Source organism: Allobosea rubneri (assembly GCF_032464875.1).
GTDB lineage: Bacteria > Pseudomonadota > Alphaproteobacteria > Rhizobiales > Beijerinckiaceae > Allobosea > Allobosea rubneri.
This window is the reverse complement of sequence record NZ_JAWDID010000091.1, coordinates 1-13,214: the sequence shown is the minus strand read 5'-3', so window position 1 is coordinate 13,214 and position 13,214 is coordinate 1. Positions and strand designations below refer to the sequence as shown.

Sequence of the window (13,214 nt, the reverse complement as noted above, 5' to 3'; positions counted from 1 at the left end):
CGCGCGACCTTCGCGGCGCTGCAGCGCAAATATCCCGGCCAGCTCGGCGGCCAGAGCCCGATCGTCCGCAAGACCGAGCTCGCCGGCGGCAAGACCGTCTATCGCCTGCGCGTCGGCCCCTATTCGCGCGAGGATGCGACGACGATGTGCACGGCCCTGCAGGCAGCGGGCGGCCAGTGCTTCATCGCCAAGAACTGATCCGCCGACACCGGATCTGACGGCCTCGCCGTCACTGGATCAGCGCCGGCCGCGAGCTCCGCGGCCGGCGCTGTCGTTTTGCGCCCTGCGAGCGGCGCCGGGGCGAGGGCGGTGTCGCACGCTTGCGCGTGGCTTCCACGGCGGGGCAGGCTGGGCGCGTTGCTCTCCAGCCTGCGGTCCGCTTGCCATGCTTTCCGATCCGACCTCCCGGCCTGCCGGGTTCGTGCCTTTCCTCGGCGCCGAAACCGTGCACTACGAGGCTGTGACGCCTGGCTCGGTGGCGGTGATCGGTATTCCCGGCGCGACGCCCTACCGGTCGGGCTCGTGCCATAGCGAGGCGGCGCCGGCTGCGATTCGCAGTGCGAGTGCGCCCCAGGCCGCGCGGCGCGGGCATTATGATTTCGACCTCGGTGGGCCGCTGCTGCGAGCTCAGGACACGCTGGTCGATTGCGGCGATATCGCTTTCGATCCGGCCGATTTCGTCGGCAACCGGGCGCGGATCGAAGCGGTCTATACGAGCCTGCTGGAGCGAGGGGCGGCGCCCCTGCTGCTGGGCGGCGACGACAGCGTGCAGATCCCGGCGCTGAGCGCCTTCGCGGCTCGCGGCGAGATCAGCATCCTGCAGGTCGACGCGCATATCGACTGGCGCGACGAGGTCGAGGGCGAGCGCTTCGGGCTGTCGAGCACGATGCGGCGCGCCTCGGAGCTTTCCGGCGTCAAGGCGATCGTCCAGGTCGGCGCCCACGGCATCGGCAGCGCCCGCGAGGCCGAGGTGGCCGATGCGCGGGCAGCCGGGGCGCAACTCATCGACATGCGCACGCTCAGGGCCAAGGGCATCGCTCACGCCGCTCAGTGCGTGCCGGCCGGTCGCCCGGTCGTGGTCTGCTTCGATGTCGACGGCTTCGATCCCTCGGTGGTGCCGGGCGTGCTCGGCCGTGCGCCGGGTGGGCTCGGATTCGGCGATGTCGTCGACCTGCTGAACGGCGTCGCCGAGCGCGCGCCGATCATCGGCTTCAACATCGTCGAATTCGTGCCGCAGCAGGATGTCGGCGGGCTCGGCACGCGGACGGTCTGCCGCCTCGCCATGCTGGCGGCGGGGCTGCTCGCCAGGGGCGTGCAGCGCTGAACGCGAATCGCTTCAGCGCGTTGGGCGGCGTTCCTGCCGTGGTGCGGCAAGTGGCTGTGCAGCCCGTGTCGCGCTCGTGCTGCCAGGTAGTGCGATCTCGGGCGCAGCCGATGCGGTTCGGCGCCCTGCCTGCCGTGCATGTGGCTCTTCCGGCCGTGCCGTTTTGCCGCTAGGGCGGTAGCAGTAGCGTCGCGCTACCCTGACGAGCAGGGCCGCCGGAGAGGCGCCGAAGGCTCGCAAGCAAGAGGAAAGCCATGGATCGCCGTAAATTCATCAAGTCGGCAGGCGCCGGTGCCGCCGCCAGTGCCGCCATCGCCGCTCCGGCGGTGGCCCAGTCGATGCCGAAGGTCAGCTGGCGCCTGACCTCGAGCTATCCGAAGAGCCTGGACACGCTGTTCGGCATCTCGACCCAGGTCGCCAAGCGCGTCGCGGAAGCGACCGACGGCAACTTCCAGATCCAGACCTTCGCCGCCGGCGAGATCGTGCCGGCGCTGCAGGCGCTCGACGCGGTGCAGAACGGCACGGTCGAATGCAGCCACACCCTGGCGAGCTTCTACATCGGCAAGGACACCGCCTTCGCCTTCGAGACCTCGCTGCCTTTCGGGCTGAACACCCGGCAGCAGAACGCCTGGCTCTATGCCGGCGGCGGGCTCGAGCTCTGCCGCGACTTCATGAAGAAGTTCAACATCCACACCATCCCCTCCGGCAATACCGGCGCGCAGATGGGCGGCTGGTTCCGCAAGGAGATCAAGTCGGTCGCCGATCTCCAGGGCCTGAAGTTCCGCATCGCCGGCCTCGGCGGGCGGATCATGTCGAAGCTCGGCGTGGTGCCGCAGACGCTCGGCGGCGGCGACATCTACCCGGCGCTGGAGCGCGGCACGCTCGATGCGGCCGAGTTCTCCGGCCCCTATGACGACGAGAAGCTCGGCTTCCAGAAGGTGGCGAAGTACTACTACTACCCGGGCTTCTGGGAAGGCTGCGCCAATGTCAGCTTCATCGCCAACATGGACAAGTGGAATGCGCTGCCGGCGCATTATCGCGCCATCGTCGAGGCGGCCTGCGCCGAGGCCAATGCGCTGTGCGTGGCGAAATACGACCATGGCAACCCGGACGCGCTGATCCGCCTCGTCGGCACCGGCGCCGAGCTGCGGCCCTTCCCGCAGGACGTGATGCAGGCGGCCTTCAAGGAGGCTTTCGCGCTCTACGCCGAGCTCGCCGCCAGCAACCCGAACTTCAAGACGTTCTGGGATTCCTTCCTGCCTTACTGGAAGAAGGAACAGCTCTGGTTCCGCGTCGCCGAGCTGCCCTTCGACGCCTTCAACGCTCAGGCTGCCGCGCAGCTGCGCTGAGCGGACCCGATAGAGTCATCCCGGCTGGGCGATGCCCGGCCGGGATGACGAAGCGGTTCGCAACGAATGTCGCCCGCGTTGCGGGTGGTGCCGATCTGGCTGCTCCATCAATGGCTTGCAGCCGGATCCAGCCAATCTGATTCAAGCCTGTGGTGGCTGGCGCAGGCTCAGTCGAGATAGCGAACCCGGTTGCTCGCCAGCAATTCGATGGCGAAGCCGGGGGCGTCGAGTCCGGCGGTGACCTCCGAGAGCAACCCAGCCTCGTTGGTCCGCACCACCTTCAGCCGCTCGACGATCTCGGCAGCGCGTCGGTGCGGGACGACGACGACGCCGTCCGGGTCGCCGATCAGGATGTCGCCCGATTCGACGGCGACGCCGCCGCAGACGATCGGCAGGCCGACCGTGCCGGGTCCCGAGCGGTGCACGGAGGATGGCGTCGCGCCCTTGGAGAAGACCGGCAGGCCGATGCGGCGCAGATCGGCGATGTCACGGACCACGCCATCCGTCACGAAGGCGGCGACCTCGCGATTCTGCATCATCCCCGCCAGGAGATCGCCGATGATGCCGGCCTGGGTGAAGCCGTGCGTCGCCGCGACGATCACGTCGCCGGCTTCGGCCAAAGCGACGGCGGCGCAGACCGCGAGGTTGTCGCCGGGGCCGCAATCGCAGGTCAGGGCGGTGCCGATGAAGAATTCCGGCATGCCGGGCGGCGGCTTGATCGCAAAGTCCATCGCGCCGCCGGCATGCATCGCGTCGGAGATCTGGGCCGTCGGCACGCCCTTGAAGGCTGCGACCAGGGCGGCCTGCGGGCGCTCGAAGGTCTTGCGGATGGTCAGCAGCGGGGCTTCGTCGATCATGGCAATGCAGTCTCGCGTCACGGGGCCTGACGAAAGTCTAGGCCGGGAGGCGGCGGCCGCAAGCGCCAACCCACAATTCGGCGCGGCCACCCGCTTGACCGGCAGGGCCGGCATTCCTACGCCTGTCGCATGACTTCGCGCGCCTTCATCGCCGGTTGCCTCGGCACGAGCCTCACCCAAGACGAGCGCGCCTTCTTCCGCGACGCCCGGCCCTGGGGCTTCATCCTGTTCAAGCGCAACACCCAGGACCCGGCGCAGGTCGCGGCGCTGACGGCCTCGATGCGCGAATGCGTCGGCTGGCAGGCGCCGATCCTGATCGACCAGGAGGGCGGGCGGGTGCAGCGCATGGGGCCGCCGCACTGGCCGCCCTATCCGCCGGCGCTCGCCTTCCTCGCGATCAACGATCCCGTGCAGCAGCGCGAGATCGTCCGGCTCTCGGCGCGGCTGATGGCGCATGATCTCAAGACCGTCGGCATCGATGTCGACTGCCTGCCGGTGCTCGACGTGCCGGTCGTCGGCAGCCATGACGTGATCGGCAACCGTGCCTATGCGCGCGATCCCGCGATGGTGGCGAAGCTCGGGCGCGCGGCGGCCGAAGGCCTGCTTGCCGGGGGCGTGCTGCCGGTGGTCAAGCACATGCCCGGCCATGGCCGGGCGCAGGCCGACAGCCATCACGACCTGCCGGTGGTCGAGGCCAGCCTCGACGAACTGCGCGCCCACGACTTCACGCCTTTCCGCCATCTCGCCGACATGCCGCTGGCGATGACGGCGCATGTCGTCTTCACCGCGCTCGACAAGCGCAAGCCGGCGACGACCTCGCGCCGGATCGTCCGCGACGTGATGCGCGGCGAGCTCGGCTTCGACGGGTTGATCATGACCGACGACATCTCGATGAAGGCGCTGTCGGGCAGTTTCGCCGAGAAGTCGAAGGCGGCGATCCGGGCCGGCGTCGACGTCGTGCTGCATTGCCATGGCATCATGGAGGAGATGGTCGCGGTCGCCGGGGCGGTGCCGGCGATGACCGGGCACCGCGCCCGCCGGGCGGCGATGGCGCTGGCGCGCATCCGCCATGAGCCGGAACCACTGGACGTCGACGCGGCGCGCGCCCAGCTCGCCAGCGCGCTTGCCATGGGCGGGCGTTAGGCCGAACCTGTCCCACGGGGCTGTGGCGCGGCGATAGGCCGTTCGCCGGATATGGGGATGGGCCACCGATGGCCGCTGAACTGCCTTTCGAGGAGAGCGCTGCGCCCGAGCGCGCGGTGGACGAGCCGGCGTTCCTGATCGACGTCGACGGCTATGAAGGGCCGCTCGACTTGCTGCTCGACCTCGCCCGGCGCCAGAAGGTCGATCTGGCGCGGATCTCGATCCTGGCGCTGGCGGAGCAGTACCTGTCCTTCGTCGAGCGGGCGCGCGAACTGCGGCTCGAACTCGCCGCCGATTATCTCGTGATGGCGGCCTGGCTCGCCTATCTGAAATCGCGCCTGCTGCTGCCCGAGCCGCCCAAGGGCGAGGAGCCGAGCGCAGCCGAGCTTGCGACGGCGCTCGCTTTGCGGCTGCAGCGGCTGGAGGCGATCCGTGCTGCGGCGCAGCGCCTGGCGGTGCGTGAGCGGCTCGGCCGCGATGTCTTCGTGCGCGGCGCGCCGGAGGCGGTGGTCGCCGGGGTGCGCCCGGTTTGGGAGGCCGAGCTCTACGATCTGCTCGCAGCCTACGCCCAGCAGCGCCAGCGCCATGTCCGCACGCCGATGAGCGTCGGCCATCGTCAGGTGCTCTCGCTGGTCGAGGCGCGTGAGGCGCTGGCACGGCTTGTCGGCGAGGCGGGGGAATGGACCGCGATCGACGGCTATCTCGCGCAGTACATGCAGAGCCATGGCATGCCGGCCGAGACCATGAGCGCGACGGTGAAGGCCTCCTCGCTCTCGGCCATGCTCGAAATGGTGCGGGAAGGCGTGCTCGACCTGCGCCAGGACGGCGCCTTCGCGCCGCTCTATGTCCGCCGGCGCTCCTCCCGGCCGCCGTCTCTGGGATTGTGAGGATTTGATCCGCATGGCCCCGGCCGAAGCCCAGAGGGACGAGGACGACGAGCGCTGGGATGGCGTCGAGGCGCTGGCCCGCGCCTGCCGCATCGCCGAGGCGCTGCTCTTCGCCTCGGCCGCGCCGCTGTCCGCCGAGGAACTCGCCAAATCGGTGCCGGCCAATGTGCCGATCGAGAAGGTGCTGGAGGCGCTCGAGCGCAGCTATGCGATGCGCGGAGTGACGCTGAAGCGCGTCGCCGGCGGCTTCGCCTTCCGCACCGCGCCCGATCTTGCCTATCTGCTCGCCCCCGAGGCCGAGGCGCCGCGCAGGCTCTCGCGCGCCGCGCTCGAGATCCTGTCGATCATCGCCTATCACCAGCCGGTGACGCGGGCCGAGATCGAGGAGATCCGCGGCGTCGCCACGGCCAAGGGCACGCTCGACATCCTGCTAGAGGCCGGCTGGGTGCGGCTGCGTGGCCGCCGCCGCTCGCCCGGGCGGCCGGTGACCTTCGGGACCACGAAGGGCTTCCTCGACCATTTCGGGCTCGACCGCATCGACGACCTGCCCGGGCTCGACGAATTGAAGGGCGCCGGCTTCATCGAAGGGCGGCTCTCCAAGGACCTCTCGGTGCCGATTCCGGACGATGATCCGGACCTGCGCGCCGACGAGGATCCGCTCGGCGACCTGTTCAGTCCGCTTGACGAAGGCGGCTAGCCGCCGCACAGCGCGGGGAGTGGCGCGGGTTCTGGATGCAGGATGTCATCCTGGGCGGCCGAAGGTCGCCTCGGGATCCATACCGGAGGTCTTGCCGGGAGAGGCTTGGGCATGGGTCCCGGGCCTCCGCTGCGCACCGCCCGGGACGACCGTGCGGATTGGTTGAAAACGGAGCAGAATTTGGCTCGTAGCGAAAGCATGACGCGCTGGCTGGGCTGGGGACGGCGCGGCACCGCCGGCGCTGCCATTCCGGTCTCGCTCGGCTTCGAGGGGGTGACGCAGCGATTCGGCGGCGTGACCGCGCTCGATGACGTTTCGCTGAAGGTCGCGCCGGGCGAGGTCATCGCGCTGCTCGGTCATTCCGGCTGCGGCAAGACGACGCTGCTGCGGCTCGCCGCCGGCGTCGAGCGGCCGAGTGCCGGCCGCGTTCTGCTTGAGGGGAGGGATGTCGCCTCGGCCGACGCCTTCGTCGAGCCGGAGGAGCGCGGCGTCGGGCTGGTCTTCCAGGACTACGCGCTGTTTCCGCATCTCAGCGTGCGCGAGAACGTCCGCTTCGGGCTGCGCGGCTACAGCGATGCGCAGGCCGATGCCACGGCCCTGCGGGCGATTGCCCGCGTCGGCCTCGCCGATCTCGCCGAGGCTTATCCACACATGCTTTCGGGCGGCGAGCAGCAGCGCGTCGCGCTGGCGCGGGCAGTGGCGCCGCGGCCGGGCGTGCTCCTGATGGACGAACCCTTCTCCAATCTCGACCGGCGCCTGCGCGATACGGTGCGCGACGAGACCATGGCGCTGCTCGACGAAATCGGCGCGACCTCGATCATCGTCACCCATGATCCCGAGGATGCGATGCGGATCGCCGACCGGATCGTGCTGATGCGCCAGGGCCGGATCGTGCAGATCGGCACGGGCGAGGAACTCTACCGCAAGCCCGTCAGCCTCTTTGCCGCCCGATTTTTCTGCGATCTTACCGAGATCGACGGGACGGTCGTGCGCGGCGCCGTCGATACGCCGATCGGCCGCTTTCCGGCGAATGGACTGGCCGAGGGCGCGGCGGCGGTGGTGTGCGTACGCCCGCAAGGGGTCAGGCTCGTGCCAAGAGGCTTCTGCCTGCCCGGCAGGGTGGTGGCGCGGCGCTTCCTTGGCGAGGTCGACGATCTGCAGATCGCGGTCGACGGGCTCGACAAGCCGCTGACGGCGCGCTTCGCGCAACCGGGCTCCGTCCGCGAGGGCGAGGATGTCGGTCTCGACATCTCGACCGACGAAGTCCTTGTGTTCCCTAGCGGGGACACCTAGTTTCCGGCACAAGCGACTGGCCCGGCTGGGAGGTCGGAGGCTGGGTTCAATTCGGAGGAATTTGCGATGGGTGGCGTCAGTATCTGGCACTGGGTCGTCGTCGGTGTCATCGTCATGCTGCTCTTCGGCCGCGGTAAGGTCTCGGAGCTGATGGGCGACGTCGCGAAGGGCATCAAGTCGTTCAAGAAGGGCATGGCGGAGGATGATCCGCCGGAGACCGCCGCGCCGCCGGCCGATCCCAAGGTGATCGACCACACCGCGCAGACGGCCAACCCCGCCCCCGCCAAGGCCGAAACCAAGGCCTGATGGCGCGCCGCCAGCGCGCTTTCCCGTCGGCCGTGCGCGGCCGGACGCAGAAGGGCGCGCTGGATCGATATCTTGAGCAGGCCGGCCCGCAAAAGTGGTTTCCACTTGCGGCTGTGCATGCTCTAGAGCGGCGTGGGTGGCGAGAGGACTAGCCGTCGATGTTCGACATCGCCTGGAGCGAATTACTGCTGATCGGGGGCGTTGCGCTCATCGTGATCGGTCCCAAGGAGTTGCCGGGCGCCCTGCGCACTGCCGGACAGATGGTCGGCAAGGTCAGGCGCATGGCCGCTGAATTCCAGGGGCAGTTCAACGATGCGATGCGCGAGGCGGAGCTGCACGACCTGAAGAAGCAGGTCGAGGACATCGGAACCTCGGTACAGGCCTCGACCAATTTCGACCCGATCGAGCCGATGAAGGACTTTGGTACGCCGGCGGCGCCGAAGCCCGACGATGCGGCGGTCAAGGAGGCGGAAGCCAAGCTCGCGGCGATTCCCGGGCCGGAGCCCTTGCCCGAGGTCGTGATCGATCCGGCGCCGGTTGCGGCTGCCGAAGTGCCGGCGAAGCCGAAGCGCAAGCGCAAGACCGTGGCCACCGAAGAGCCCGTCATTCCGGAGGCCGAAGCCGCGCCGCCGGAGCCTGCCGCCAAGCCCGCCCGCAAGCGCAAGCCCAAGGCCGCAGAGAGTGAAGACGGGAGCCCGGCATGAGTCTCGCCGAGGTGAAGACGCCTGCGGGTCGTGACGGCGAGGACGAGATCGAGGCCTCGCGCGCGCCGCTTATCGACCATCTGATCGAGCTGCGCTCGCGGCTGATCAAGTCGCTGGTCGCCTTTCTGATCATGTTCTTCGTCTGCTTCGCCTTCGCGACGCAGATCTATAACCTCCTGGTCCAGCCCTATGTCTGGGCGGCCGGGCCGGGCGCCAATGTCCAGCTGATCTACACGGCGCCGCTCGAATATCTCTTCACGCAGATCAAGATCGCGGCGTTCGGCGCGGGCTTCTTCGCCTTCCCGGTGATCGCGACGCAGATCTACAAGTTCGTCGCGCCGGGCCTCTACAAGAACGAGCGCCAGGCGTTCGCGCCCTATCTCGCGGCGACGCCGATCTTCTTCATCCTCGGCTCGGCCATGGTCTACTTCTTCGCCATGCCGGTGCTGATGAAGTTCTCGATCGGCATGCAGCAGGCGGCGACCGAGGGCCAGGCCGGCATCCAGCTGCTGCCCAAGGTCAGCGAGTATCTCTCGCTGATCATGACGCTGATCTTCGCCTTCGGCGTTTCCTTCCAGTTGCCGGTGATCCTGACCCTGCTCGGCCAGGCCGGAATCATCACCTCGCAGTTCCTGAAGGATAAGCGCCGCTACGCCATCGTCTTCGTCTTCGTGGTCGCGGCCGTTCTGACCCCGCCCGACGTGATTTCGCAGCTGATGCTCGCGGTGCCGATGCTGCTGCTCTACGAGCTCTCGGTGTTCTCGGTCCGCCATGTCGAGAAGAAGCGCGAGGAGAAGAAGGCTGCGGAAGAGGCGGCAGAGAAGGCCGGCGAGTAGAGGCAGCTGATCCCGTCCGGCGCTGACCGTCATCCCGGAGCTGCGCCGCTGGCGCGGCTTGTCCAGGAAAACGGGGAGGGCGGTGGACAGGCAGCTGCCAAGGATGGCAGTTCCCTCGCGCGCCGTCCCGGTCTACAGCATCACGCTCTTTCGATTAACGGCGTGACTGGCGATGTACGACATCAAATGGATTCGCGAGAATGCGGAAGCGTTCGACCGGGGGCTGAAGCGGCGCGGGCTGGAGTCGCTGTCCTCCTCGCTGCTCGCGCTCGACGACACCCGCCGTGCGGCCATCGCCAAGGCGCAAGCCGCGCAGGAGCGCCGCAACGCGCTCTCCAAGGAAATCGGCAAGGCGATGGGCGCGAAGGACATCGCTCTCGCTGAAAAGCTCAAGGCCGAGGTCGCAGCTCTCAAGGAAGCGGGCCCGGCGCTCGAGGCCGAGGAGAAGGCCGCGGTCGAGACGCTCAGCGAGCAGCTCGCGGCGATCCCGAACCAGCCGCACGAGGACGTGCCGGAAGGCGCCGACGAGCACGGCAATGTCGAATACAGCCGCCATGGCGAAAAGCCGGAGGAGGGCGGCGGCAAGCGCCTGGTCGGCGTCAACCAGCCGAAGGAGCATTACGAGCTCGGCGAGGCGCTCGGCCAGATGGACTTCGAGAAGGCGGCCAAGCTCTCCGGCTCGCGCTTCGTCGTGCTCGACCGGCAGATCGCCAGGCTGAACCGCGCCATCGGCCAGTTCATGCTCGACACCCATGTCGAGGAGCATGGCTATACCGAGGTCAATCCGCCGCTGATGGTGCGCGACGACGCGATGTTCGGCACGGCGCAGCTGCCGAAGTTCCGGGATGACCAGTTCCGGGCCGGCGACGACCACTGGCTCATCCCGACCGCCGAGGTCCCGCTGACCAACCTCGTGCGCGAATCGATCCTCTCCGAGGAGGAGCTGCCGCGCCGCTTCACTGCGCTCACCCCCTGCTTCCGGGCGGAAGCCGGCTCGGCCGGCCGCGACACCCGCGGCATGCTGCGCCAGCACCAGTTCGAGAAGGTCGAGCTGGTCTCGATCACCGCGCCGGAGAAGTCGCGCGAGGAGCATGAGCGCATGCTCGCCTGCGCCGAGAACGTCCTGAAGAAGCTCGATCTGCATTATCGCGTGATGACGCTGTGCACCGGCGACATGGGCTTTGCCTCGCAGAAGACCTACGACATCGAGGTCTGGCTGCCGGGCCAGAAGACCTATCGCGAGATCTCGTCCTGCTCGGTCTGCGGCGATTTCCAGGCGCGGCGGATGAACGCCCGCTACAAGACCAAGGACGGCAAGGGTCCGTTCTTCGTCCACACCCTCAACGGCTCGGGCACGGCGGTCGGCCGCGCCCTGATCGCGGTGATGGAGAACTACCAGAACGCCGACGGCTCGATCTCCGTGCCGGACGCGCTGGTTCCCTATATGCGCGGGGCGACCCGCATCGAGAAGGCGGCCTGATCCCATGCGTATCCTGGTGACCAATGACGACGGCATCCATGCCGAGGGCCTGGCGGTGCTGGAGCGCATCGCCGCACAGCTCTCCGACGATGTCTGGGTCGTCGCGCCCGAGACGGATCAGTCGGGCGTTGCGCATTCGCTGTCGCTGTCGAACCCGCTGCGCCTGCGCGAGGTCGGCGAGAAGCGCTATGCCGTGCAGGGCACGCCGACCGATTGCGTGATCATGGCGGTGCGCTCGATCCTGGCCGACGCCAAGCCCGATCTCGTGCTCTCCGGCGTCAATCGCGGCCAGAACGTCGCCGAGGACGTGACCTATTCCGGCACCATCGCCGCCGCGATGGAGGGAACGCTGCTCGGCATTCCCTCGATCGCGATTAGCCAGGCCTATATGCCGGGCGACCGCAGCAAGATCAGCTGGGACTGCGCCGAGCAGCACGCGCCATCGATCATCCGCAAGCTGCTGGAGGAGGGCATTCCGAAGGATATCCTCTTCAACCTCAACTTCCCCAACGTCCCGCCCGCCGAGGTGAAGGGCGTCGCGGTGACGGTGCAGGGCCGGCGCGACCAGGAGCTTGTGCGGCTGGAGCCGCGCCAGGACGGCCGCGGCAATCCGTATTTCTGGATTGCCTTCCAGCGCTCGAAGCGCGAGCCGGCGAACGGCACGGATCTGCGGGCGCTGGCCGAGGGCAAGATCTCGCTCACGCCGCTGGAGCTCGACCTGACCCATGAGCCGACGCTGACCCGCTTCGCGCAGGTCTTTGCGTAAACTGACTGGGATGTCGTGCTCAGCCCTCATCCTGAGGAGCCGCGGAGCGGCGTCTCGAAGGATGTTCCAGCAGGTGCGGCAGTTCTCGGATCTGTCCTTCGAGACGCGATCCTGCGGATCGCTCCTCAGGATGAGGGCTGAGGGTATGGGGCGCCGCAAGCGATGACCGAGGAGGGGGCCAGCAGCGAGAGCGAGCGCACCGTCGCCTTTCTCCTCTCCCTGCGCGCGCGCGGCGTGCGCGATCTCCCCTTGCTGCGGGCGATGGAGAAGGTGTCGCGCGAGCATTTCGCGCCGTCGCGCTTCGCCGATCTCGCGCGCCAGGACGTTTCCGTCCCCTTGCCTTGCGGCCAGACGATGACGGCGCCGCACACGGTCGCGGCGCTCGTCGGGGCGCTCGAGATCAAGCCGGGCTGCCGGGTGCTCGAGGTCGGCTCCGGCTCGGGCTATGTCGCGGCTCTGCTGGCGGCGATGGGCGCGCAGGTCGTCTCTCTGGAACGCTATCGCACGCTGGCGCTCGCCGCCCATGAGCGGCTGGCCGGTGGCGGCTTCTCGAAATCGGTCGAGCTGCACCATGCCGACGGCTTCCAGCCCGACCGTACGCTCGGCCGATTCGACCGAATCCTCGTCAACGGCGTGATGCAGGCCCTGCCCGAAGCCCTGCTGGCGCGGCTGGGGCAGGGCGGGCGGCTCGTCGCGGCCCTGCGGGTCGAGGGCATCACCCGGCGCGTCGTGGTGACCAGCGGCGAGAATGTTTTCGACCATGCGCTCGGCCCGGCGATTCGCCTGCCGCCGCTGGCGCCCGGCCTGGCGCGGGCACTCTGAGCCGGGTTCAGCCGGCTTCAAAATTTACGCCGACCAGCCACTGCGAAACGCTTTCGTAACCTAACCGCCGTTTTAATGCGGACCATAGAGTTGCGTCGTTCGCGAGTGCTGAGCCATGCGTAAGCAAGTTGAGTTGGCAATGCCGAAGCCTTTGGTCCGCCTGGTGTCGGTGTGCGCCCTCACAGTCGCCCTCGGCGCCTGCTCGGAAGCCACGCGCTTCACCGAGGCGCCGTTCGCCAATCCCTTCAAGACCGCGCAGGCGCCGTCGGGTTACGACCCGGCGACGACCGGCTCGATCGGCCGGAGCGCCCCGCAGTCGGCGCCGTCCCGTCCGTATGAATCGTCGCCCATCGCCTCCGGCGGTGGCGTCCGCAGCCAGCCGCTGCCGCCGCCGACCTCCTCCGTGGCTCTGCGCTCCGCGCCTGTCGCGTCGTCGGCCCCGGCCGTCGTCGGCTCGGCCAATGGCTGGAGCGCCCAGGGCGGCACCCCGATCGTGATGGCGCATGGCGAGACGCTCGACACGATCTCCGGCCGTTACGGCGTGCCGCGTTCGGCGCTGATGTCGGCGAACGGCCTGTCGAGCGCCGAGGTCACGCCCGGCACGCGCATCGTCGTCCCCGTCTACAACGCCAGCGGCAGCCAAACCGCTTCGCGCCAGCCTCTGCCCAGCGAGAGCCGCAGCGACGCCAATCGTCTGGCGCCGCCGCCTGCGGCGCCAGACGATTGGCGTCGCTGCGGCTCTCGCTGGGC

15 protein-coding genes are annotated in these 13,214 nt (G+C 68.7%); 14 read left to right on the top strand and 1 reads right to left on the bottom strand.

The window, feature by feature from the left end; translation table 11 throughout:
• The 3 genes from RKE40_RS28600 to RKE40_RS28590 form a co-directional block, all read left to right on the top strand.
• On the top strand, positions 1-198 hold a 198-nt coding region (locus tag RKE40_RS28600; RefSeq protein WP_316021555.1), incomplete at its 5' end, for an SPOR domain-containing protein.
• 187 nt (positions 199-385) lie between these two features.
• Positions 386-1,324 (top strand): arginase family protein, encoded by a 939-nt coding sequence (locus tag RKE40_RS28595; protein ID WP_316021554.1) that lies wholly within the window; start codon positions 386-388, stop codon positions 1,322-1,324.
• A gap of 254 nt (positions 1,325-1,578) precedes the next feature.
• Complete coding sequence (locus RKE40_RS28590; protein WP_316021553.1) at positions 1,579-2,673, top strand: TRAP transporter substrate-binding protein; 1,095 nt, start codon at positions 1,579-1,581, stop codon at positions 2,671-2,673.
• 167 nt (positions 2,674-2,840) lie between these two features.
• On the opposite strand, the gene RKE40_RS28585 is transcribed toward RKE40_RS28590, so the two are convergent.
• Positions 2,841-3,530, bottom strand: a complete 690-nt coding sequence (locus tag RKE40_RS28585; RefSeq protein ID WP_316021552.1) for an RraA family protein — start codon at positions 3,528-3,530, stop codon at positions 2,841-2,843.
• Between the two features lie 129 nt (positions 3,531-3,659).
• Here RKE40_RS28585 and nagZ point away from each other — a divergent pair, with 129 nt between their 5' ends.
• The 11 genes from nagZ to RKE40_RS28530 form a co-directional block, all read left to right on the top strand.
• Positions 3,660-4,673, top strand: coding sequence for a beta-N-acetylhexosaminidase (gene nagZ / locus RKE40_RS28580; protein ID WP_316021551.1), 1,014 nt, complete (start codon positions 3,660-3,662; stop codon positions 4,671-4,673).
• A gap of 68 nt (positions 4,674-4,741) precedes the next feature.
• On the top strand, positions 4,742-5,560 hold the full coding sequence (locus RKE40_RS28575; protein WP_316021550.1) for a segregation and condensation protein A: 819 nt from the start codon (positions 4,742-4,744) through the stop codon (positions 5,558-5,560).
• Between the two features lie 13 nt (positions 5,561-5,573).
• Complete coding sequence (gene scpB, locus RKE40_RS28570) at positions 5,574-6,257, top strand: SMC-Scp complex subunit ScpB (protein WP_316021549.1); 684 nt, start codon at positions 5,574-5,576, stop codon at positions 6,255-6,257.
• A 198-nt stretch (positions 6,258-6,455) separates the two neighbouring features.
• Complete coding sequence (locus RKE40_RS28565; RefSeq protein ID WP_316021548.1) at positions 6,456-7,550, top strand: ABC transporter ATP-binding protein; 1,095 nt, start codon at positions 6,456-6,458, stop codon at positions 7,548-7,550.
• A gap of 66 nt (positions 7,551-7,616) precedes the next feature.
• Entirely contained in the window at positions 7,617-7,856 is a 240-nt protein-coding gene (locus RKE40_RS28560; RefSeq protein ID WP_316021547.1) for a twin-arginine translocase TatA/TatE family subunit, read from the top strand.
• Positions 7,857-8,014: 158 nt separating this feature from the next.
• Complete coding sequence (gene tatB, locus RKE40_RS28555; RefSeq protein ID WP_316021546.1) at positions 8,015-8,560, top strand: Sec-independent protein translocase protein TatB; 546 nt, start codon at positions 8,015-8,017, stop codon at positions 8,558-8,560.
• Entirely contained in the window at positions 8,557-9,396 is an 840-nt protein-coding gene (gene tatC / locus RKE40_RS28550; protein WP_316021545.1) for a twin-arginine translocase subunit TatC, read from the top strand. Before tatB ends, tatC begins: the two co-directional genes overlap by 4 nt.
• 172 nt (positions 9,397-9,568) lie before the next feature.
• Positions 9,569-10,876, top strand: coding sequence for a serine--tRNA ligase (gene serS, locus RKE40_RS28545; RefSeq protein WP_316021544.1), 1,308 nt, complete (start codon positions 9,569-9,571; stop codon positions 10,874-10,876).
• A gap of 4 nt (positions 10,877-10,880) precedes the next feature.
• Positions 10,881-11,642 (top strand): 5'/3'-nucleotidase SurE, encoded by a 762-nt coding sequence (surE, locus tag RKE40_RS28540; protein ID WP_316021543.1) that lies wholly within the window; start codon positions 10,881-10,883, stop codon positions 11,640-11,642.
• 162 nt (positions 11,643-11,804) lie between these two features.
• On the top strand, positions 11,805-12,464 hold the full coding sequence (locus RKE40_RS28535) for a protein-L-isoaspartate O-methyltransferase family protein (protein WP_316021542.1): 660 nt from the start codon (positions 11,805-11,807) through the stop codon (positions 12,462-12,464).
• A gap of 133 nt (positions 12,465-12,597) precedes the next feature.
• Positions 12,598-13,214: LysM peptidoglycan-binding domain-containing protein (locus RKE40_RS28530; RefSeq protein WP_449249742.1), on the top strand; the 617-nt coding region annotated here is incomplete at its 3' end.

What these genes read in the sequence shown, in the direction of transcription:
- tatC (WP_316021545.1), top strand. Translation starts at nt 8,557, where the DNA reads ATGAGTCTCGCCGAGGTGAAGACGCCTGCGGGTCGTGACGGCGAGGAC.
- RKE40_RS28585 (WP_316021552.1), bottom strand. Translation starts at nt 3,530, where the DNA reads ATGATCGACGAAGCCCCGCTGCTGACCATCCGCAAGACCTTCGAGCGC.
- serS (WP_316021544.1), top strand. Translation starts at nt 9,569, where the DNA reads ATGTACGACATCAAATGGATTCGCGAGAATGCGGAAGCGTTCGACCGG.
- RKE40_RS28595 (WP_316021554.1), top strand. Translation starts at nt 386, where the DNA reads ATGCTTTCCGATCCGACCTCCCGGCCTGCCGGGTTCGTGCCTTTCCTC.
- RKE40_RS28565 (WP_316021548.1), top strand. Translation starts at nt 6,456, where the DNA reads ATGACGCGCTGGCTGGGCTGGGGACGGCGCGGCACCGCCGGCGCTGCC.
- RKE40_RS28535 (WP_316021542.1), top strand. Translation starts at nt 11,805, where the DNA reads ATGACCGAGGAGGGGGCCAGCAGCGAGAGCGAGCGCACCGTCGCCTTT.
- scpB (WP_316021549.1), top strand. Translation starts at nt 5,574, where the DNA reads ATGGCCCCGGCCGAAGCCCAGAGGGACGAGGACGACGAGCGCTGGGAT.
- nagZ (WP_316021551.1), top strand. Translation starts at nt 3,660, where the DNA reads ATGACTTCGCGCGCCTTCATCGCCGGTTGCCTCGGCACGAGCCTCACC.
- RKE40_RS28590 (WP_316021553.1), top strand. Translation starts at nt 1,579, where the DNA reads ATGGATCGCCGTAAATTCATCAAGTCGGCAGGCGCCGGTGCCGCCGCC.
- surE (WP_316021543.1), top strand. Translation starts at nt 10,881, where the DNA reads ATGCGTATCCTGGTGACCAATGACGACGGCATCCATGCCGAGGGCCTG.
- RKE40_RS28560 (WP_316021547.1), top strand. Translation starts at nt 7,617, where the DNA reads ATGGGTGGCGTCAGTATCTGGCACTGGGTCGTCGTCGGTGTCATCGTC.
- RKE40_RS28575 (WP_316021550.1), top strand. Translation starts at nt 4,742, where the DNA reads ATGGCCGCTGAACTGCCTTTCGAGGAGAGCGCTGCGCCCGAGCGCGCG.
- tatB (WP_316021546.1), top strand. Translation starts at nt 8,015, where the DNA reads ATGTTCGACATCGCCTGGAGCGAATTACTGCTGATCGGGGGCGTTGCG.